This is a genomic window from Nonlabens sp., from assembly GCF_965660805.1.
Lineage (GTDB): Bacteria > Bacteroidota > Bacteroidia > Flavobacteriales > Flavobacteriaceae > Nonlabens.
On sequence record NZ_CBFIBE010000034.1, the window covers coordinates 1 to 22139 of the forward strand.

Consider the following 22139-nt stretch of genomic DNA (forward strand, 5'->3'; position numbering starts at 1 on the left):
CTTTAATTTTCTTTATCATCTAGTCAAAAAATAATTCAAATTAAGAATACGGCATTAGAAACATAAATTGGTATTATTGTAGCAGTTGTTTAAACATCCTGTGACTTAATTTAAATTAAACGATACATTTTATATACTTTTAAAGGGTTCCTAATGAACCCTTTTTTTATTTTATGAAAAATACTCTACCTCGCGGTCATAAGAAGTTGCTCCATGCATGGGCTTTTTATGACTGGGCAAACTCTGTGTACTCTCTAGTAATAACCAGTGCTATATTTCCTATTTTCTATTCTGTAGTAAGTAAAGAGGCTTTTGCAAATGATAACGTTCCTGAGATTTTGAGAAATGTGAATCCTGAGAATATCATTTTTGTAACTACGGCAATAGCTTTTCTACTGGTGAGTATCCTTTCTCCTATATTATCTGGTATCGCTGACTATTCTGGACAGAAAAAACGTTTTATGCAATTCTTTTGCTATCTAGGTGGATTATCCTGTATCGGTTTAGCCTTTTTTAAATTTGATTATTTATGGTTGAGTCTTGCGATGTATTTACTGGCACTTTTAGGTTTTTGGGGTAGTCTGGTGTTTTATAATAGCTATTTACCTGATGTTGCTTTACCAGAGCAACAAGATAAGGTCAGTGCAAAGGGATTTTCTCTGGGCTATATAGGTAGTGTACTGTTGTTATTAATATGTTTAGCATTAAATGAAGGCGGTTTTTATCCTAAGAACGGATTATTTCCAGACAGCAACATTTTAGTCGTAAACGCTGTTCAACTTTCTTTTATTCTAGTAGGAATCTGGTGGATGGGATTTGCTCAATATACCTATGCTTATTTACCACTAGGAACTAAAAAGGACACCAGTCAGGTTAAGAATATTTTTACTAATGGCTTTAAAGAGCTTCAAAAAATATGGATTCAATTAGGAGATAATATTCAGATGAAACGATATTTAGGTGCTTTTTTTATCTATAGTATGGCGGTCCAAACAGTAATGCTTGTGGCTACTTACTTCGGTACTGAAGAGGTGACATGGGAAGAAGGTGGCGCCACTATGGGTTTAATTATCTCTATTTTATTAATTCAGATCGTGGCTATAGGAGGTGCTTTTATCGCCAGTAAATTGTCAAATGTTTATGGAAACTTAAAAGTTTTAATAGGTATAAACGTCATTTGGGTTGCGATATGTGTTTATGGATACTTTGTGATCACACCCATGCAATTTTATGTAACAGCTGCGGCAGTAGGTTTAGTTATGGGATCTATTCAGTCCTTATCGCGCAGTACTTATTCTAAAATGATACCACAAGGAACTCTAGATACCGCATCTTATTTTAGTTTTTATGATGTGGCAGAGAAAATAGGAATAGTCATAGGAATGACCATTTTTACTGTAGTGACACAATGGAGCGGCTCTATGCGTGGTAGTATTCTTTTTCTAGTCGTGTTCTTTATAATAGGTGTAGTGCTGTTATTAAGAGTACCTAAAGTGGTCACTCATAATGTTGTAAATAAAGAGAGCTAGACATATTTAATAGAAAAGTTAAATAACGGCTATGTAAAGGAACCGCTTACTCAATCTTCAGTTCAAGCGCTTCAAAAGAATCTGTTTCTATGGCGATAAGTCCATATTTAGTTTCCCCTTTTTTAATGATCGATCCGTTCACATTGTACTTTAAAAGCTCTTCTTCAAACCTTTTATTTGCAGATCCTGCTGCGATCATGTTTCCTCCGGCGAGTCCAGGTCCCAGTACAAGACCTACAGGTGTGGAACTGGTCTCTTGTTGAATCCCGTTAGAAGAAGTTTTAGTAGTATATAAATTTGCTGGTGACAGTAATAAATACCATAAATAAGATGCTGGACTTTGCTTTAAAGTCTTAAAAGCTTTTTGATTTTCAAGCACGTAAACCTCTGTTCCATTTTCATAAGTCAGTTTTGCGTCTTTACCGAATATGATATCCTTTTCAGAGTTATTAGCGATTTTAACAGCAATGAGTTTAACTCCTTTTTTTAGTTCTTTTTTGGCATACTTTTTATCCAGTAAATCATACTTATATTGAAGCACTACATTATCTGTCTCGTTTGTAGAAAGGTAGTTTATAGAGGTTGGTTCAATCATTCTGTAACCAGAGGCGCAACTTGTTAATGTAGCGATAGCGATAGAGAGCAGTGTAATTTTAATAATCTTCATATAAGTTTAAAGTTTTAGATATATTGTTTATTGCTTTACAGCAACACCTTGATAGGTTTGTTCACGTCCAGACTGCTTAAACTCAAAAGTATAAGAATCGTTTGTGGTGTTTAGAATTCTAAAAAGATAAGCACGGCTGTCTGCATTTGTTTTAGGGTTGATAGGGATGACTCTCCATTCACAGTCATTTACCCATTCTACGCGAGAGCTATCAGTTACACCTTCGTAAGTTTCTATTTGATATAATTCTGTTCTTGTAAAAGTAGTTTTGAGAAGCTTTCCACCAGATTCTTGTTCCCAGATAAAAGTACCCGTTTTAAAATTAGAACAATCTCTTTGAACTTGATAACAAGAACTAGTTGTTATAAATAATAGGAATAGAACAATAAAATACTTCATATTCATTTTTTCACAAATTTAATCAATAGTAGAATTACTCTGGAATGTAATCTTTAAAACTTCCATCAGAATACAGGATAATTACTTTTGTTATATTTTTCCCTTTATGAGTTGAAGATTCAGTAATGGTATTTACAGTAGAATGTGTAGAAAAAAGGTCTGGAGTAGGAGCTGGTTCTTGTTTTTGCAAAGGCATTTTTTCTTCAACCACTGGCTGTTCTACAGTGGTAGGTTCACTAACCTTTTTATGGACAGGTATGTCTTCTAGTTTAGGGTAAGAACCTTTTCCATTGAGTAACCAGTATAAATCAACCTCAGGAAAACGCTGGACTATATTCATTACTAAATCTAAACTAGGTTTATTTCTTCCTGACAAAATATGGGAAATAGAGCTACGACCTACTTGTATAGCCTCTGCAAATGAAGAGGCATTTAAGTCATTTCTTTCCATTACTTTTTGGATTCTTTTACTAAAATCGGTTGAATTTATCATGTGTTACATTTGTAAACAAAAACAACATGTTCTTGATGTTTACAAAGATAAACATATTGTGTTACATAAGCAAAAGTAGTGGTAAAAGGCTAGCTGATACATGAAGTTTAGGTTTATTCAAATATACTTAATTTGTTGGTAATAAAGAATCTGATTGTTTTAATCATGGGTTATGGTCGCTATTCTGGAATTGTAGTGAACAAATTGTAAAAGGACACCGTAAGTTGATTACAACTGTAAACACTTTTAAATCCCGTATTGTTTACAATTGTAAATTACCACATGTTTACATCTGTAAACTTCAACTGAGTTACCTTTGTGTTACATTTATAAACACTGTTAATGATACGACCAGAGCTACCTCTATTTTGTAAACCTGTAGTTGGTCATAGATATTTTACCTATGCCACTTTTTTAAATTCGATTGAGCACTTATTGAATCTTTTTGAAAAAGATATATATGACTTTGCTCCTATAGGGAAATCTGTAAAGAATAATTCTATTTACAAACTAACATTAGGTACGGGAGCTACTAAAATTTTTATGTGGTCTCAAATGCATGGAAATGAATCTACCACCACTAGATCGTTATTTTATTTTATCAATTGGTTCCTTAACTCTGATTTAATCCATGATTATAAATTGTATATTATTCCCGTATTAAATCCTGATGGATTAAATCAATGGACACGTGAAAACGCAAATGGAATAGATTTAAATAGAGACGCCCAAGCATTATCACAACCTGAAAGCAAGTTGCTTAGGGCAGCCTTTGATTCTTTTGAACCTGATTTCTGTTTTAACTTACATGATCAAAGAACCATTTATGGAACACCAGACGGTACTAAAGCCGTACAGTGTTCATTCCTATCACCTGCTGCAAATGAGTCACGAGAGGTCACGCCAGCCCGACTAGCTGCTATGAATGTAATTAATTCCATAGTAAATGATGTGAGTGATTATGTAAATGGCGCAGTAGGTAGGTATGATGATCGTTTTAATGTAAATTGCGTAGGAGATACGTTCCAGTCTTTTAATGTTCCTACTATATTATTTGAAGCTGGTCAGGCAAATATGGATTATTACCGTTTTAGTACAGTAGATTTGATGTTTGAGTCTCTAAAATCTGCCTTGGTAGCTACTAAAGTTACACATCAAGTTAAATCAGATCATGTATTAAGGGTTTATGAAGCTATTACAACCATTGAGACTAACTTTACTGATGTGCTTATTAAAAATGTACCTTCAGGTAATGAGGTAGTGAATTTAAGTATCATGTATCAAGAAGGTGTTAATGATGGAACCCTTTATTTTGTACCTATACTAAGCGGAATTAATGATTTAAGTGTTAAAAATGCTCATAGAGTCATAGATTTCAGGGATGCTGGTGCTGTTTTAGATTTTGAAATTTTTACAGGACAAGAGTTTGTTAGTAAATCTCTTGAAATCGATATTTTTTACTAATTATTTTATAAAAACTTCTTTTTTCTGTTTTAAACGCAAAGAATTGTGTTTTTTTGTAGATAATTCATAAAAAATACAACCATGGCAAGGATTGATGACATAGATAAACAGATATTAGATGTCCTTATAGAGAATACTAGAACACCTTTTACTGATATCGCTAAGCGACTAAACATATCGGCAGGTACGGTTCATGTACGTGTTAAAAAAATGGAGGAAAGTGGTATTATTCAAGGTTCTTCATTAACAGTAGATTATCAAAAATTGGGTTACACGTTTATTGCTTACATAGGCGTCTTTCTTGAGAAAACATCACAAACTCAGTTTGTAATAAGTCGTATAACAGAGATTCCTTATGTTACAGTCGCTCACATTACTACAGGAAAGTTTAATATCTTTTGTAAGATTAGAGCTCAAGACACTGCACACGCTAAGAAAATCATTTTTATGCTAGATGATATAGATGGAGTAAGTCGCACTGAAACGATGATCTCACTAGAAGAAAGTATTAATGATAAAACAAGACTGTTACATAAATTATTTCAAGATCTTCAATAATGATTAGAGCAGCTATAGATCCATCAGAATATCATGAATATTACGCTCACTATTTGAACCTAGTCCCAGAACAGGCAAATTTTAAAAACATTTTACAATCGAGTAAGGAAGATAGTATAGCCTTTATAGAAGCAATAGATAAACCATTAAATTTTGCTTATGCTTCTGATAAATGGAGTATTGCACATGTCATACTTCATAACATTGATACAGAAAGAGTTTTTACTTATCGTGCGTTAAGATTTATACGTGGAGATCAGACAGCTTTGCCAGGATTTGATCAAGATGTTTTTGCTAGAGATTATGATAATTACGCTTTCGCGAAAGCAGATCTTATAAAATCATTTGTTACTACCAGAAATGCAACCATAGAACTGTTTAATGGGGTAAGCGATAAACACTTATTGCGCAAAGGAGTTGCAAGTAACAATACTATGAGTGTTAGGGTAATTCCTTTCTTGATAGCAGGACACACTAAACACCATGAAAATGTTATTAAGGAGCGTTATTTATAGGTCTGACTTGTTATTAATAAAAAAAGGCTCGCAATACGCGAGCCTTTTTTATTAATTACTGATTGAGCATCACTGGCATAACCAGCATGGTAACCTGCTCACCATCATCCAGCCCATCTACAGGGGTTAAAATACCTGCGCGGTTAGGCATAGACATTTCAAGAGAAACATCTTCACAATTAAGGTTATTAAGCATTTCAATTAAAAAACGGCTATTGAAACCTATTTGCATATCATCACCTTGATAATCACAAGTGAGTCTCTCATCAGCTTTGTTGCTGTAATCTAGATCTTCTGCAGATATATTCAACTCAGCACCAGCCATTTTAAGTCTGATTTGATGAGTAGTTTTATTAGAAAAAATACTCACACGCCTTACAGAGTTCAAGAACTGATTTCTAGCTATAACGAGTTTGTTAGGGTTCTCCTTAGGGATAACCGCTTCATAATTAGGGTATTTCCCGTCGATCAATCTACAAATAATACTTGTTGAATCAAATGTAAACTGAGCGTTACTCTCATTATAGTTAATAAGGACTTCAGTCTCGCTCCCTTGAAGCATCGCTTTTAAAAGGTTCAGTGGTTTTTTAGGCATTATAAACTCAGCTGTCTCATTTGCAGCGAGATCTTCTCTACGATATCTCACTAATTTATGAGCGTCTGTAGCTACAAAGGTTAATGACTCTGTTGAGAATTGAAAAAACACTCCAGACATTACTGGTCTAAGGTCATCATTACCTGCAGCAAATATGGTCTTATTAATAGCTGTAGCAAGTGTGTCGCCTAATATAGTGGTACTACTTGGGTCATTTAAACTTACCGCCTTAGGGAAGTCGGCACCATTTGAACAAGCAATTTCAGAACTACCTTTATCATGACTAACAGTCATAATGTTATTATCTGCACTAAAGGTTAAGGGTTGCTCAGGAAAGGTTTTTAAAGTATCCAGTAGTAATTTTGCTGGAATAGCAATACTTCCATCATCATCACTATCTACCTCAAGAGCTGTGAGCATAGTCGTCTCCATGTCAGATGCAGATACTTTTAACTCTTTACCTTTTAATTCAAGTAAAAAATTATCTAGGATAGGAAGAGTGTTATTACTATTGATAACGCCACCTAACATTTGAAGGTGCTTTTGTAAATAAGAACTTGAAACAATGAATTTCATGAGGTGTTATGCTTTTGTGATATTAATTTGGTTTAATCATATCTTTGAAATTAGTTAAAAGTAAACCAAATGTAATTTTTTTACGTATTTTTCGACCTAAATTAGGACTCAGCGCAAAGATATTTGAATAAAAACAATGCTGAAAGATACTTATTAACAAAAGAACCCTATTTATAAATAAAATTATGAAAAAGACCACATTTATTCTTGGATTAGCATTGCTAGGTTCAGGATTAGCTTTTGCTCAGACGGGTGAGGAAAGGGCACAGATTGTGAAAAATTATGATACTGAAAAGTTAGCCCAGATACAGAAGGATTTAGTTAGTCAAGAAAATGAGCGGTTGAGTAAAGCTTATGCTGCTGCTAAACAAAACGACTGGCCGATTGTGAAAACATTGGATAATGGAGAAAAGGCTCACCTTTATGACGTAAGTGAAAAAGGTCCAATATATATGTCAGTAACTAATAATATTGCATCTAGAATGCAAGGTGCTAACGAATTATATAATGGTGGTTCCTTAGGAATCAACATTGAAGGTCAGAATATGCAAGTAGGTATCTGGGATGGTGGTAAAGTATTAGACTCGCACGAGGCTTTAACAGGTAGAATTGTTTCAGGACAATTTTTAAGTGGTTCAGATGGTCATGGTACTCATGTGGGTGGAACAATTATAGCAAACGGACCCAATCCAGCCGCAAAGGGGATAGCGCCTCAAGCATCTTTAATTTCGTTTGACTTTCAAAATGATACTAGTGAACTTCTAAATCAAGCTAATCAGGGAATGTTAGTGTCTAATCACAGTTATGGTATAGTGATCGATAATGTCCCTCAAGCGCAGTTTGGAAAGTATACTTCCCAAGCAACAAATTGGGATAATTTAACCTTCAACGCTCCATTTTTATTACCAGTGATTTCTGCTGGGAATGACAGAAATAGTGGTTGGAATCCTTCTGACAACGGTTATGATATTTTAACTGGTAATAATTTGGCGAAAAACCCCTTAACTGTAGGTGCTTCAGTCGGGAACCTTAATTACACAAGCCCAACATCTGTACCTATGTCTAACTTTAGTTCTTGGGGTCCTGCAGATGATGGTCGAGTAAAGCCAGATATTACAACAAAAGGTGTTGCTATGTACTCTACAGATAATGCAAATAACAGTTCCTATGCTTCTAGACAAGGAACTAGTATGTCTGCTCCAGCAGTTTCTGGTGGAATGATCTTGCTGCAGCAATATTATAATTCTTTAAATTCCCAATATATGCTAGGAGCTACTTTGAAAGGCCTAGCTTTACACACGGTAAAAGAGGCAGGTATAGCAGATGGTCCTGATTATCAGTTTGGTTGGGGACTTTTAGATACGGAAGCCGCTGCCTTAGCGATTCAAAATGATGGGAGCACGTCTTTAATAGAGGAAAATAACCTTGTTCAAGGAGCCACTTACACAAAATCATTTTCTGCTAGTACTAACTCTAAAGTTATTGTTTCTATTTCTTGGTATGATCTACCTGCTGCTCCTAACAATGGACCTGAAGACGACACCACTCCAGCCTTAAGAAATGATTTAGATTTAATTGTTACAGATGCAAGTGGAACTATTTCTTATCCTTGGAAATTGAATCCAGCTCAACCTAATCTTGCAGCTACCAATAATACTAGTAATGATGTAGATAATTTTGAGAAAATTGAAATAGATAACCCTTCTGGAAATTACACCATAACAGTTTCTCACAAAGGTACTTTACTAGGAGGTTCTCAAGATTATTCCCTAATTATAACAGGCGCAGATCAAGGAACATTTTCAAATAGTGATAATAACCTAGATACATTCAGTCTTTTTCCTAATCCAGCTAATGATCATTTTACCATAGCTTTTAATAATCAATTATCTGGTGATACGATTAATGTGGTGCTGTATGATGTTTTAGGGCAAGAGATAATGTCTAAATCTTACGATAATAATTTAGGTGCTTTTGAACAAAGAATTTCAACGGCAAGTTTAGACTCTGGAATCTATCTAGTAAGAGTAGGAAACGGTGTTACTGCAAGCACTAGAAAATTAATTGTACGATAATATTAATCACCCATATTATAAACCGCTTCATTTATTTGAAGCGGTTTTTTTATACCATCTAACAATGATTCAAAAAGAACTTCTCCATTTTTTAAATAACTTAGAAAAGAATAATAACCGACCATGGTTTGATGAGCATAAACCCGAGTTCACTAAGCTTGATGCTCATTTTAAAAATGGCGTTCATAACCTAACCGAATTATTAAATGAACACGATAGTATTGAGAAAGATAAAACCTTTAGGATTTATCGTGATATTAGATTTTCAAAAGATAAAACACCTTTTAAATGTCATAGAAGTGCTAACTGGATTAGAGCAGGAGTAGAACGTAGAGGTGGTTATTATATGCGCATAAAGCCAAAGGAAAACCTCATAGGTGTAGGTTTCTTTGCACCAGAAAAACATGATTTATTAAGGATTAGAAAAGAGCTTGAAGTGGACGCTCAAGAATTGCGTGACATCATAGAAAAGCCTACATTTAAAAATACGTGGGGAACTTTTCAAGGTGAATCACTTAAAACAGCTCCTCGTAATTTTGATAAAGATCATCCAGACATAGACTTGATACGTTTTAAGAATTTCTATTTCATGAAATCATTTTCAGATCAAGAAGTTACTGCACCAGATTTCTTTGAAAAAGTAAATCATGACTTTATAATAGCACGACCATTTTTAGACTATATGACGGCAGTTTTAACTACAGACTTAAATGGAGAATCTCTAATTTAATCGGTAACACTATAATTCTATTGATGGACGTTCAAAAAGTTGGATACTATTGATCAATCGCTCACGCACTAAATTCATCATACGTTTGTTTAGGGCACTGGAATTTTTAATATATTCTTCATACTCTGTCACAGTAAATTGTCCGATCATAATTCCTTTTAGCGAATTTCTAAATTTCTGATCGCGATTAACTGCATTTTCAATGTAATCTACACGCTTATTTGACGTTAATCCAAAAAACACATTTTTATGTTTTTTAATATAATTATGAAAAACTACCATAAATAAATCGTGCTGTAACTTAGCAATAGGTCTTAAAGTACGGTTTTGAAATTGTTCTTCATTAGACATATCATCACTCACTCGAGCATTTGGAATTTCTGGTCTTAGCGCTACTAGGTATTCGTCTCGATTATTCATAATAGAAGGTTTTTTAAAGTTAAGGATGCTTATGGTTTATACGCTTTCGCGAAAGCGTAGTTTCTCAACAACCTTATCAACACAATCATTGAATCGTTAAACCGAGGTAAATCTTACTCTTAAATACCAATGATTTATTAACGGTATTGAAATGACGAATTAGTAGAACACCTTTAATAGTATTATTTTTAACACAAAAACGTGATACAAACGATCAACCCATATAATGGTGAAAAACTCGCTGAATACACTGAAGATAATAGTAGAACGCTCCAGAAGAAGCTAGAAATTGCTCAACAACAATATGAAAAATGGCGCTTTACAAGTTATGATCAGAGAGCTCAATTAATTCTAGAAGTCGCAAAGCTTATACGCAAAAAGACAGATAAATATGCGATGCAAATGACGCTAGAAATGGGCAAACCCATTTCACAATCGCGTAGCGAGCTTGAGAAATGTGCCTGGTTATGTGAATATTATGCACATAATGCAGAGCAGCAGTTAGAGAATGAGTATGTAAAAACAGATCATTTTAAGTCTTATGTGAGTTATGAGCCGCTAGGAGTTGTAATGGCAGTGATGCCATGGAACTATCCATTCTGGCAAGTAATGCGATTCATTGTACCGGCATTAATGGCGGGTAATGTGGGCGTTTTAAAGCACGCTAGTAGTGTTATGGGAAGCGCTCAATTATTACAGGAATTATTTTTAGAAGCCGGATTTCCTAAAGGTTGTTTTACAAATCTAATCATAGGAAGTAAAGCTGTGGAACAGGTCATTAAAAATCCTATCATAAAAGCGGTAACCCTTACTGGTTCTAAACCAGCTGGTAGTGCTGTCGCGGCTACTGCAGGCAGTGTGATTAAAAAAACAGTACTAGAATTAGGTGGTAATAATGCCTTAGTAGTTTTTAAAGATGCTGATCTAGAAAAAACTGTGGAAACTTGTATAGCAGCTCGTTATCAAAATACAGGACAAAGCTGTATAGCTGGCAAACGTCTCTTACTACATGAAGATATTACCGCACCTTTTATGGAATTATTTATAAAAGCTGTAAAAGGTTTAAAAATAGGAGATCCACAACAGGAAGATACCTATATAGGGGTAATGTCGCGTGAGGATCTCGCCATAGAGTTAGAGGAACTCATGAATAGGTCCATAGAAATGGGAGCAAAGTTAATGGTAGGAGGTAATCGAGATAAGGCATTTTTTGAACCGACTGTTTTAACTCAGGTTACTAGTGAAATGCCTGTTTTTAAGGAAGAAACTTTTGGCCCATTAATAGCGGTAACAACATTTAAAACCGATGATGAAGCGGTGCAACTGGTAAACAAGTCTGAATTTGGTCTAGGAGTTTCTTTATTTACTCAAGACTTAGAAAAAGCACAAAAACTTGTTCCTAGATGTAGCGATGGAGCTGTTTTTGTAAATGCTAAGGTATCGAGTCATCCAGCGTTGCCCTTTGGCGGTACAGGAATTTCAGGCTATGGTAGAGAGTTGTCACATTTTGGGATCAGGGAATTTTGTAATGTAAAAACCGTGGTAATAGATTCTTAAATAATATCACGGTTTAACTTTGTGTAAGGTTTATCCAGGAATTTTCAATTTTAAGGTTCATGTTATTACTTTTTATTGAAACTCTTTAAGCTGGAATAGTGCATTATTACTCCATACTACTTTGAGTGTTACCATTCTTTGGCCATTTTTTCAACTTCTTCCTGCGTGTAGCATTCGCCTCTTTCGATTTGAGCAATGGACTCCTCTAGTTCTCGATTGTATTGCTCTATACTTATACGTTCTGTAGATATAGATTGCTTTACTTTTCTCATAGATTGGATCATTTTCTCTACCTCTTCTATAAAGGTTGGATTTTTAGATTCTGATAGTGCTGATTCTATCCATTTTATTTCTGCTTATACGTCCATAATTATTATTTTATCCATAATAAAGATACCATCCTATTGGGATAGTAATCATTAACTAATACCACTTACTCATTCTTTTGTGTTTCGTATTTCTCCATATAACGATCGTTTAAGTCTTTTTGTCTCGTATTGAGAGAGGTATCTCGACCATCTATAAAAGCACGAGTTAATTGGTTTCCACGCATATCTAGGGCATTTCCTTTTGAGATGAATAGGGTAGCGCTCTTGCCTTGTTCTAGAGAACCATAATCTTTATCGATTCCTAAAACTGTAGCAGCATTAAGTGTCACCAGTTGCAGGGCTTTTTCTGGACTCATTCCAAAACCTATAGTATGACCTGCATAAAACGGAAAATTACGCGCTTGGTGGCGTTCCATATCTCCAGAATTTTCTAGGGCTACCATAACTCCTGCATCGCTTAATAGCTTAGGGAATTTATAAGGCATGTCATAGTCAGCATCATCTCTGGCTGGTAAATCATGTACTCTTCCTGCCAGCACTGGAATGTTCATAGCAACTAGTTCTTTAGTCACGTTTTGAGCACCACGAGCACCTACGAGAACCACTTTTTTCAGTCCTTGTTCTTTTATAAAAGCTAATACATCGCGTATCGCTTTTTCACCGTTTACATGAATATAAGCAGTTGTATTTCCTACGAGTACCTGTTGTAAAGCAGCATATTTTAAATCTTTCTGAGTTGCTCCATTGTAGGCTCTTGTTCCAGTCATAAACTGCGTTAACTCTTCTACTTGCTTATCATAGTTTTTACTAGGAATAATAGGTCCTGGTTCATACCAGCTACCAGACCTGGTAAAAGTTCTAGGCCAGTTGATATGTACTCCATCATCTACACGTACAGCAGCATCTTCCCAGTTCCAAGCGTCCATTTGAACGACACTACTGAGACCCGATATGCGACCACCACGAGGAACCACTTGAGCGATAAGAACGCCGTTAGGTTTCATAGTTTCTACCACACGACTCTCTGCATTATAAGCAATTAAACTACGTATATGCGGATTAAAAGTTCCTATTTCTCGATCATCATCACTGGCTTTTACGGCATCTATCTCTACCAGTCCTAGTGTAGTATTACAGGCAATGATTCCAGGATATACATGCATACCGCTGGCGTCTATTATTTCTCCATGAGCTGGTAATGCCATTTTTACAGTTGTAGCGTCGGCCACAGTGGTGATTTTACCTTTTTGTATGACTATAATACTATTTTCTATGACGTCACCATTACCTATATGAGCCGTTGCATTCATAATAGTATATGCCTTATCTGTGGCTGGTGCTGGAGTCTGTTGTGCAGTTGCCATAAATCCTATTACAGCACTTAATATGTATATAAATTTTTTCATGATTACCATTCTAGTGTGTTACACTCATACAGAGTTTTAGTAGATTGTTTTGGCTCTTGCGTTTTGAGTCCTTTGTTCTTTGCAGCGATCATCTCGTTAATGAGCTGCTGGCGTTCTTTTTTTATGCTTTCGCGAAAGCGTAAATCACGTTCCTTATCAAAAAACACAATCCCATCGATCATAGTCATCTCTGCAGTAGCGGTGACCGAAAGTGGATTCTCAGACCAAAGTACCAAATCTGCATCTTTACCAGTTTTAATACTACCTGTGCGGTCATCTATGTGTAGTAGTTTTGCGGGATTGAGTGTGACAAATTTCCAGGCATCTTCTTCACTGACGTTACCATATTTTACGGCTTTGGCAGCTTCTTGATTTAATCTTCTGGACATCTCTGCATCATCAGAATTAATGGCTGTAAGGACTCCTTGAGAATGCATAATCGCCGCGTTATATGGTATAGCATCATTTACCTCATATTTATAAGCCCACCAATCTGAGAACGTAGAGCCGCCTACACCATGCTCGCGCATCTTGTCTGCCACCTTATATCCTTCTAAGATGTGTGTGAACGTGTTGATACGGAAACCGTGCTTCTCAGCCACTTTCATTAACATATTAATCTCGCTCTGCACATAAGAGTGACAGGAAACAAATCGCTCGCTTTCTAAGATTTCAAGTAGAACTTCCATCTCTTCATCATAGCGGAAATCTTTTTTCCCTTTAGAATTTGCATATTCTCTGGCACGTGTAAAGTAGTCTTCAAATACTTGTTCTACACCCATACGAGTTTGTGGGAAACGCACGCCATTCTGGTACCGTGATTGTTTTACATTTTCTCCTAGTGCAAATTTGATAAACTTAGGACTGTCTGAATAGATCATTTCTTGTGGTGAATAGCCCCATTTCAACTTAATGATCGCACTACGACCACCTATAGGGTTTGCAGAGCCGTGAAGTAATTGCGAGGTAGTCACGCCACCAGCGAGATCTCTGTATATGTTTATATCTTCATGATCTACTACGTCTTCAATAGTCACCTCGGCGGTAGAGTTGTGTCCAGCTTCATTAACTCCTTTATCTATAGCGATGTGACTGTGTTCATCTACGATACCACTGGTTAAGTGTTTTCCAGTTGCGTCTATAACTCTAGCATTTCCTTTACTTAAGTTCTTACCTATTTTATAAATCTTCCCGTTTTTAACCAGTACATCTGTATGTTCTAAGATTCCATCTTGCTCGTTAGTCCATACAGTGGCATTGCGATAGAGTATGGTTTCTTCTTGAGGTTTTACAGTACTTCCATAACTTACATTAGGAAAGGTAATAGGGCCTATGGTCTTTAAGGTGTTCTTATCTTCTATGTCTTTATCTTCAGTTTTGTCTTTTTTCTCTTTTTCTTCTTTGGTAGCCGTAAAAGAAATTTCGTCTCCATTTGATAGGTAAGCTGTTCCTTTTAATCGGTCTTCATTAGAAATTTTACTGACCAGTCTAGTAAAGGACTTATCATCTTTATCTTTTTGAGAAGCGGTAATGGTAATCCAGTGGCCATCATAATCTATTTTACAGCCTAACTGAGTACTGTCTATTTTTATAGTAATATTTTTAGCATTTCCAGAAATATCCATGCTGTATGTATCGCCAGCTATGATTGCGGTGTATGAACCATCTATATCTTTACGGTGGCGATCTTTAATGATATGTTTAGAGCCTTGAACCCAATTTTCATAAATCTTGCTATTTGCCTCAAAAAGAGGTCCTGATGTCATAATAAAATTTGCCACTTTACCTTTTTCAAGAGTTCCTACCATATCGTTCACACCTAGGATTTGAGCAGGTTCAGTAGTAAGTGCTGCAAGAGCTTGGTCTGCGGTAAGTCCATATTCCATAGCTATTTTAAGTTTTTCCATCAGTTTATCAGGAGATTTTAAACCATGGCTAGTTATCGCATAGTTAATTCCTTCTTGAGATAATAAAAATGGATTTGCAGGTGCTTGTTTCCATTCACGCATATCTGCCAGGTTCACATACCATTCTTGAAAAGGGTTAGTCACATCATAAGCATCTGGAAAATTAATAGGTAAAATAAGAGAAGCCTTAGTGGCTTTTATAGCGTCTATCATTTCATAAGCATCTTCTCCACCTACAATGGTAAATTGTTTACCGACTCGATCACCCATTTTATCTACTCTCAAGATATTCTTCTTGTCTCCAGCTTCTATGATTTGCACCAGGTTTTTATTTTCAATAAGAGCTTCTAGCGATAAATCTCGAGTGTTGCTATGTCCTTTTGAATACCAGTTTGCATCAAAGTGAGTTTGTCTTAATAAGGCTAGTGTGCCCATTAATGAGGTAGGATAGGATTGGCTGGTTTGCGAGCTGCGTTTTAAAGAAAAGAAATTACCACTTTCTTTTTTAAGGATACGAGTTCCATCATTTCCATTATTGTTTAAGGCTACAAACATTCCAGTTCCACGAGCGATCCCATCATGAAGGTGCGTTTGCACAGCACCATAACCAGCATCGAGCATTTTTTTTGCTTCCTGATCATTGTATTTATAATAGTTGATCGCATCTTGTTCAGATCTAATGTGGTCGTTCCAGTAATAACCTTGCCTGCCTTCATCATATTGCTGGCCGCTACGATTAGATCTTTGTGGTTTTTTCATACTGAAATTTCCATAAGGTTCAATAAAAGATGGATAGATATAGCTACCCTTAGCATCTTGAATAACTGCTCCAGTAGGAATAGAAACTCCGCTACCTATGTTTTCAATTTTCCCATCTTTTAAGATGATAGTTCCATTTGTAACTACCGTTCCAGGTTTAGTGATGATGGTGGCATTTGTAACGGCTATAATCACTTCACTACGAGCAGAAACGTCGTCATTATTAGGGAAGTAATCCTGTGCGCTAGCGAGACTGCAAGCGAGGAACAGGAGTAGAAATACTCTTTTCATTATAAGGTTTTAGAAATTAAGATTTTAAAGATAGCAAATAAGCTCATCGCATAACTTTAAAAAATGTTAACGAATTTAACAGTTACTGACTGTTTACTAACAAAGCGACCACATAACTATAGGTTTTCATACCATCGGGTTGATTATTAGCTTTTAGATATTGATTATAAGTGGCTTGAGATACTTTTTCTATGAAGCTATCATTATAAGGCGCCCAGAAATCTCTTAATTCTTGATAATTTTCAAGAATACCAGGTCTCAACTGATCTTTAATTTTTTCAAATGCCGCTGGATCTTTAGTATATAGATCATTGAGTAAATATTTCAAACCAAATATGCTCGCGCTATACTGGAAATATGGATCTTCATGATTTAACCCAGCATGAATGGCCACAAAATTAGCTTCGTTTTCTTTAGCAAATCCTAGCTGGTGTGACATCTCGTGTAAAATTAATACAGGTGTTTTATAGCAATTAATCCAGGCATTAGTATGCGCTTCGCCCGTAATAGGATTCAAGTAACCACTATAACCCATGTGTGTTAATGGCATGGTGAGTAAGGATTTTTTAATGCTAAGAGGTGTTAACGATTGCCTTAATTGCGATTGCTTTAAGTTTTTAAAGCCGCTAGGTGCTATTTTAAAAAGTTCATCTTGCGAGCGATTAAAGACCACTGGTAAACTATCTACTGGCTGTAAAGTTTGATGTAAAGCATTAGAGAGCATTGCTATTTCCAGCGTTACCCTTTTAAGATCTTCAGTAGAATATTCCTTTTCTATTTTTAAAGTCACATTCAGCGGTTGACGGTAATAATTAAAACCCCATAAGACATGAAAAGTAAAAAGAATGAGGTTGAGCGACACAAAGAGTTGGGTGTATCGTTTACGTACCGTAGCAAGTTTAGCATAAACTTTGTTTTTATAACGCTTTCGCGAAAGCATTACAGAAAAAGGTAGCACTATTAAATCCTTTTTAGAAATCCATAACCATCTCAAGATCATAATAATTCCTGCGCCATAGACTAGATCACCAAAAGAAAAAGGAATCCATCCTAAACCGAAGCGCATAGCTCTAGAGATGTAAGGATAAATGCCATTACTGTAATAGGTTTCTACTAATTCTGGAACATTGCGCAAGCTGTAATACAAAAGTACTTGAACTAAAAGCAAGCTAACAGCAATTATTAAATGACGTTTTTTTGTTCTGAGCATGATGCTAAGATACTTTTTAAACTTAAATTGAAATCTAATTCATAATTTAATCCCACAAACTCAAAGCTCAAAGACTCAAAGCTCATAAACTCCAAGACTCAAAATCTCATTACCTTTGTACCTGTAAAATTTTATCATCCCATGAACTACATTCTAGCCGACTTTAATAAACACCAAGCGCTGTTACCTTTTACGTATACCAGACCTACCAGTGAAATACGTTGTGGGATCTTAACTTTAAAAGAAAAATGGGAGAAAAGGCTCGATGTAAAAGTGAGTTTCCTTACTGAAGATTATTTGCAAACTAAATTCCCACTCGTGGAGACTCATGATAATGTGGTAATCGCAGGACATATTTTTGCTACCGATGAATTGTGCAAAGCGATCCAAGCTCTTGAGCTAGGACAAAAATTAATGCATAAAGATACTCTTATCGCTTACCGTGCTGCTGCCGTTCATACACCGACTATAGAATTAGATCAAGTTATTTATGAAGGAGATTGTGATGGAATAGATCATACCTGGGATATCTTTTCTAAAAATGGTAAAGCTCTAAATGATGATTTTGAACTTGTTACCAAAGGAAAAACAACTCAACCAGTGCCGTCGAGTGTTCAAACCATTCATCCTGAACGTATTTTTATAGAAGAAGGTGCAGTATTAAATTGTGCGATTCTCAATGCTACAAATGGACCTATTTACATCGGTAAAAATGCTGAGGTGATGGAAGGTAGTATTATACGCGGTGGATTTGCTTTGTTAGAACACAGTGCTACTAAATTAGGAACTAAAATCTATGGGCCTACTACCGTTGGACCTCATTCTAAAGTAGGTGGCGAGCTGAATAATTCAGTCATTTTTGGGTATTCTAATAAAGGCCATGAAGGATTCTTAGGAAACAGCGTGCTAGGTGAGTGGTGTAACATAGGTGCAGACTCAAATACCAGCAACTTAAAAAACAACTATGCTGAGGTAAAGTTGTGGAATTATGAAACGGCTCGTTTTGCTAAAACAGGTCTACAATTTTGTGGTCTCATGCTGGGCGATCATTCTAAATGTGGAATTAATACCATGTTTAATACGGGAACTGTAGTAGGAGTAAGTGCCAATATTTATGGAGCAGGATATCCGCGCAATTTCATTCCGTCATTTAATTGGGGTGGACCACAAGGCAACATGACGTATAAGACTAATAAAGCTTATGAAGTTGCAGACGTGGTCATGAAACGCCGTGGATTATCGCTAGAGCAAGTAGATATAGATATTCTAGATGCGGTTTTTGAGAAAACTTCGGTTTACAGGAAAGACTAATTCTGTTTTTTAACTCGAGTCAAATCCAGCATATTCACCGCATTACTTTCTAAACCAGTAACTTTTTTACTAATAAACCGCACACTTTCATCATAATAAAGAGGAACTATAGGCGCTTCACTAATGAGTATAGAATCCATTTTAATATAAAGGTCTTCACGGTCAGCAGCGATAGGTAAGGTGAGTGCTTGCTCATAAAGCATATCATAAGTTTCACTTTTAAAATGGGTGTAATTAGGACCGTTAGGCGAGAAGTTTTTAGAATAACCTAGCGATAAATAATTTTCAGCATCTGGATAATCGGCTATCCAGCTGGAGCGGAATATATCGAGGTTTCCAGCACTACGGGCTTGGCGTAGTGTCGATGGTGGCATGACTTCTACACTGGTGGATATACCTATCTTCTCGAGCTCTTTTTGAATAAATTCACAAAGATCTAGATAATTTGCACCAGTGGTAATGGTAATCTCTGGTTGCACGTCACCAGTTTCGGTAATGTATTGTTGGACTAATTGTTGCGCTTCATTAATATCATACTCATATCCTTGTACCACGCCACCAGCTGGTAATCCTTGCGGAATAAGTCCGCTAGTGGCTGGTATTCCTATATTGTTGCGCAAGTACTTGATCATTTTCTTACGATCAAATCCTTTGTTGATCGCTTCTCGTAATAATCTACTTTGTAATTCTGGAGTATTGCTATCTAGATATAAACCTAGGTATTCTGTATTTAAAAACGGAGCTTTTACCAGTCGGGTAGTGGATTCATATTTAGATTTTAATGCTCCAGTTGTGGTAAGTAATTCGTCTTTATAACTGGGATCTATCGCATTAATGAAATCGAGATTTCCTTGAGCATATTCTAGGAACTCACTTTGTTTATCGCTTTTAAAGGTAATGGCTACCGCTTCTAAGTAAGGTAGTGACTTACCACCGCTGTCTTTTTCAAAATACTGCTGATTTTTACGCAACACCATTTTTACATTTTCTTCCCAGCGTTTTAAATAAAATGGACCAGTTCCCACAGGATTAGATCGATACTCATTACCATAGTACTCCACAGCCTCGGGCATCACTACGCTACAATATTTCATGGTCAGCAACCCTAGAAAGGCTGGAAAAGGTTGTTTGAGCTCTATAATGAGTTGATCTTCTACTGGAGCGGTAATTTGTTTCACATGAGTCATAACCCAAGCGCCATTTGAGGCCACTTTAGGATCACTTAATCGCTCTAGGGAATATTTAAAGTCTGCTGCGGTTATGGTTCTCGCTTTCGCGAAAGCGGTATTCTCATGAAAATAAACACCACTTTTCAGCTTAAAGGTATAAGTAAGAGCATCTTCAGAAACTGTCCATGTTTGCGCTAGATCAGGTACTACTTCTAGGTTTTTATCGAGTTTTACCAGCCCATTATAAATCAAGTTACAAGCCCAAATATTGCGTTGATCTTTTGCAAATGCTGGATCAAGTGTAGTGATGTTTGCATGCTCGTTGTATCTGAAAACAGTGCTATCATCAATTTGTAAATCTGAGTTTCCACATTTGATGAGTAAGAGACTTAAAATAAAAAGGCAAGTGTTTTTAAACATGTGGTAAATATAAAGGAAGCTCTTGTTTTTTTAACTCTAAAATTAGAAACCTACCCTTTAGGGCTAGGGAAATATTTTACTTAAACTTAAATCAAAATCAAAACCAACCATAGAGCATTGAGACTCTCGAAGTGCGATGTCATGAACTTAAAGACTCAAAAACTCAAAAACTCACAAACTCACCACTCACAGCTCAAAGACTCACAACTCAAAACTCACCACTCAAAGACTCACAAACAATCCAAACTCTCAAAATCCTTCTTATCTTTGCCGCCCAAATAATAAACAAAAATGTCCACAGAAACGGCTACAAAATCTGTTGCTTTTTATACACTAGGTTGTAAACTCAACTTTAGTGAAACCAGTACTATTGCTCGTAATTTTGAGCAAGAAGGTTTTGAGCGTGTTGATTTTGAGAAACGAGCAGATATTTATGTGATTAATACCTGTAGTGTTACAGAAAATGCAGATAAGCGTTTTAAATCCATCGTTAAGAAAGCACGACAAGTAAATGAAGATGCTTTTACTATTGCAGTAGGTTGTTATGCGCAATTAAAGCCTGAAGAACTAGCTGCTGTAGATGGAGTAGATCTAGTGTTAGGTGCCACTGAGAAGTTTAAAATCACAGATTATCTCAATCAGCTCAGTAAAGAGACGCCTACTCAAATCCATTCCTGTGAGATTGATGAGGCAGATTTTTATGTGGGTTCTTATTCCATAGGAGATCGTACAAGAGCTTTCTTAAAAGTGCAGGATGGTTGTGATTATAAATGTACTTATTGTACTATACCACTGGCACGAGGAATCTCGCGTAGCGATACCTTAGAAAATGTCATGGAAAATGCTCGATTGATATCAGAGCAAGGTATTAAAGAAATAGTGCTCACAGGTGTGAATATAGGTGATTATGGTAAGGGCGAGTTCGGGAATAAAAGACATGAACATACTTTCTTAGATCTAGTTCATGCTCTAGATACCGTAAAAGGAATCGAGCGTTTGCGTATTTCTTCTATAGAGCCTAATCTTTTGAAAAATGAGACTATAGAATTTGTCTCTGGAGCCAATGCCTTTGTGCCACATTTTCATATACCGCTGCAAACTGGTAATAACGAGTTGCTCGGTAAAATGAAACGGCGTTATAATCGAGAATTATACGTGGATCGTGTTTCTAAGATTAAAGAAGTCATGCCTGACTGTTGTATAGGAGTGGATGTGATTGTAGGTTTTCCAGGTGAGACTGATGATCACTTTCTAGATACCTATAACTTTTTAAATGATCTTGAGATTTCTTATTTGCATGTTTTTACATATTCAGAGCGTGAAAATACTGCTGCTGCCAGCATGGATGGAGTAGTGCCTAAGAAAACCAGAGCTAAACGTTCTAAAATGCTACGTGGTTTATCAGTTAAGAAACGTCGTGCTTTTTATGAAAGTCAGCTAGGTAAAACTAAAACAGTGCTTTGGGAAGCAGAGAATAAAGAAGGTTTTATTCAAGGATTTACAGAGAACTATGTAAAGGTAAAAACCTACTGGAACCCAGAATTAGTTAACCAGCTACAAACTGTAATGCTGGATCATATCGATGAGGATGGACTGGTACGAGTGACAACTGTTTAAAATTTAGCTTTCGCGAAAGCGTATTCAAAAATATTTATTTGTATACTTAAGAATCTTATGTATATTTACCTGAGAATTTTAGGTATGTCCACATCACAATTATATAGAGGTAGCCTGTCTATCATTATTCTTAAATTACTTA

The 22139-nt window shown here is 36.0% G+C and carries 19 protein-coding genes; 9 read left to right on the forward strand and 10 right to left on the reverse strand.

Annotated elements, in window-relative coordinates; genetic code table 11:
- Positions 1–173: 173 nt before the first annotated feature.
- On the forward strand, positions 174–1529 hold the full coding sequence (locus tag ACTF48_RS08640; RefSeq protein WP_438962750.1) for an MFS transporter: 1356 nt from the start codon (positions 174–176) through the stop codon (positions 1527–1529).
- Positions 1530–1575: 46 nt separating this feature from the next.
- On the opposite strand, the gene ACTF48_RS08645 is transcribed toward ACTF48_RS08640, so the two are convergent.
- Genes ACTF48_RS08645 through ACTF48_RS08655 form a run of 3 tightly spaced genes read right to left on the reverse strand, consistent with a single transcriptional unit; the run spans position 1576 to position 3088 of the window.
- Positions 1576–2196: a hypothetical protein gene (locus tag ACTF48_RS08645; RefSeq protein ID WP_438962751.1), complete on the reverse strand. Its 621-nt coding sequence runs from the start codon at positions 2194–2196 to the stop codon at positions 1576–1578.
- Between the two features lie 27 nt (positions 2197–2223).
- On the reverse strand, positions 2224–2595 hold the full coding sequence (locus ACTF48_RS08650) for a DNA topoisomerase IV (RefSeq protein ID WP_438962752.1): 372 nt from the start codon (positions 2593–2595) through the stop codon (positions 2224–2226).
- Positions 2596–2629: 34 nt separating this feature from the next.
- Positions 2630–3088, reverse strand: coding sequence for a helix-turn-helix domain-containing protein (locus tag ACTF48_RS08655; RefSeq protein ID WP_438962753.1), 459 nt, complete (start codon positions 3086–3088; stop codon positions 2630–2632).
- A 342-nt stretch (positions 3089–3430) separates the two neighbouring features.
- Here ACTF48_RS08655 and ACTF48_RS08660 point away from each other — a divergent pair, with 342 nt between their 5' ends.
- The 3 genes from ACTF48_RS08660 to ACTF48_RS08670 all read left to right on the forward strand — a co-directional run bounded on the left by ACTF48_RS08660 (position 3431) and on the right by ACTF48_RS08670 (position 5625).
- The gene (locus ACTF48_RS08660; protein ID WP_438962754.1) at positions 3431–4552 is read left to right on the forward strand and encodes a M14 family zinc carboxypeptidase; all 1122 of its coding nucleotides are present in this window, start codon (positions 3431–3433) and stop codon (positions 4550–4552) included.
- A gap of 81 nt (positions 4553–4633) precedes the next feature.
- Positions 4634–5110 carry an Lrp/AsnC family transcriptional regulator gene (locus ACTF48_RS08665; protein WP_438962755.1) on the forward strand — a complete coding sequence of 159 codons (477 nt, stop codon included), beginning with the start codon at positions 4634–4636 and terminating at the stop codon, positions 5108–5110.
- Positions 5110–5625, forward strand: a complete 516-nt coding sequence (locus tag ACTF48_RS08670; RefSeq protein ID WP_438962756.1) for a DinB family protein — start codon at positions 5110–5112, stop codon at positions 5623–5625. The genes ACTF48_RS08665 and ACTF48_RS08670 overlap by 1 nt, the downstream gene beginning before the upstream one ends.
- A gap of 55 nt (positions 5626–5680) precedes the next feature.
- Here ACTF48_RS08670 and dnaN read toward each other — a convergent pair whose 3' ends face one another.
- Positions 5681–6796: a DNA polymerase III subunit beta gene (dnaN, locus tag ACTF48_RS08675; protein ID WP_438962757.1), complete on the reverse strand. Its 1116-nt coding sequence runs from the start codon at positions 6794–6796 to the stop codon at positions 5681–5683.
- A gap of 185 nt (positions 6797–6981) precedes the next feature.
- On the opposite strand from dnaN, the gene ACTF48_RS08680 reads away from it, so the two are divergent.
- The gene (locus ACTF48_RS08680) at positions 6982–8871 is read left to right on the forward strand and encodes a S8 family serine peptidase (protein ID WP_438962758.1); all 1890 of its coding nucleotides are present in this window, start codon (positions 6982–6984) and stop codon (positions 8869–8871) included.
- Between the two features lie 64 nt (positions 8872–8935).
- Positions 8936–9601 (forward strand): DUF2461 domain-containing protein, encoded by a 666-nt coding sequence (locus tag ACTF48_RS08685; protein ID WP_438962759.1) that lies wholly within the window; start codon positions 8936–8938, stop codon positions 9599–9601.
- Positions 9602–9610: 9 nt separating this feature from the next.
- On the opposite strand, the gene ACTF48_RS08690 is transcribed toward ACTF48_RS08685, so the two are convergent.
- Complete coding sequence (locus tag ACTF48_RS08690) at positions 9611–10021, reverse strand: glyoxalase (protein ID WP_438962760.1); 411 nt, start codon at positions 10019–10021, stop codon at positions 9611–9613.
- Positions 10022–10222: 201 nt separating this feature from the next.
- On the opposite strand from ACTF48_RS08690, the gene ACTF48_RS08695 reads away from it, so the two are divergent.
- Positions 10223–11578 (forward strand): NAD-dependent succinate-semialdehyde dehydrogenase, encoded by a 1356-nt coding sequence (locus ACTF48_RS08695; protein WP_438962761.1) that lies wholly within the window; start codon positions 10223–10225, stop codon positions 11576–11578.
- A 128-nt stretch (positions 11579–11706) separates the two neighbouring features.
- Here ACTF48_RS08695 and ACTF48_RS08700 read toward each other — a convergent pair whose 3' ends face one another.
- The 4 genes from ACTF48_RS08700 to ACTF48_RS08715 all read right to left on the reverse strand — a co-directional run bounded on the left by ACTF48_RS08700 (position 11707) and on the right by ACTF48_RS08715 (position 17480).
- Entirely contained in the window at positions 11707–11850 is a 144-nt protein-coding gene (locus ACTF48_RS08700) for a hypothetical protein (protein WP_438962762.1), read from the reverse strand.
- Between the two features lie 161 nt (positions 11851–12011).
- Positions 12012–13313 carry an amidohydrolase family protein gene (locus ACTF48_RS08705; RefSeq protein WP_438962763.1) on the reverse strand — a complete coding sequence of 434 codons (1302 nt, stop codon included), beginning with the start codon at positions 13311–13313 and terminating at the stop codon, positions 12012–12014.
- A 2-nt stretch (positions 13314–13315) separates the two neighbouring features.
- Positions 13316–16270, reverse strand: a complete 2955-nt coding sequence (locus ACTF48_RS08710; protein WP_438962764.1) for an amidohydrolase family protein — start codon at positions 16268–16270, stop codon at positions 13316–13318.
- 82 nt (positions 16271–16352) lie between these two features.
- Complete coding sequence (locus tag ACTF48_RS08715; RefSeq protein ID WP_438962765.1) at positions 16353–17480, reverse strand: DUF3810 domain-containing protein; 1128 nt, start codon at positions 17478–17480, stop codon at positions 16353–16355.
- A gap of 141 nt (positions 17481–17621) precedes the next feature.
- On the opposite strand from ACTF48_RS08715, the gene ACTF48_RS08720 reads away from it, so the two are divergent.
- Positions 17622–18791 carry a GlmU family protein gene (locus ACTF48_RS08720; RefSeq protein WP_438962766.1) on the forward strand — a complete coding sequence of 390 codons (1170 nt, stop codon included), beginning with the start codon at positions 17622–17624 and terminating at the stop codon, positions 18789–18791.
- Here the strand turns inward: ACTF48_RS08720 and ACTF48_RS08725 are convergent.
- Positions 18788–20380 carry an ABC transporter substrate-binding protein gene (locus tag ACTF48_RS08725; protein ID WP_438962767.1) on the reverse strand — a complete coding sequence of 531 codons (1593 nt, stop codon included), beginning with the start codon at positions 20378–20380 and terminating at the stop codon, positions 18788–18790. The genes ACTF48_RS08720 and ACTF48_RS08725 overlap by 4 nt on opposite strands.
- A 291-nt stretch (positions 20381–20671) precedes the next feature.
- Here ACTF48_RS08725 and mtaB point away from each other — a divergent pair, with 291 nt between their 5' ends.
- Entirely contained in the window at positions 20672–21997 is a 1326-nt protein-coding gene (mtaB, locus tag ACTF48_RS08730) for a tRNA (N(6)-L-threonylcarbamoyladenosine(37)-C(2))-methylthiotransferase MtaB (protein WP_438962768.1), read from the forward strand.
- Positions 21998–22139 lie beyond the last annotated feature (142 nt).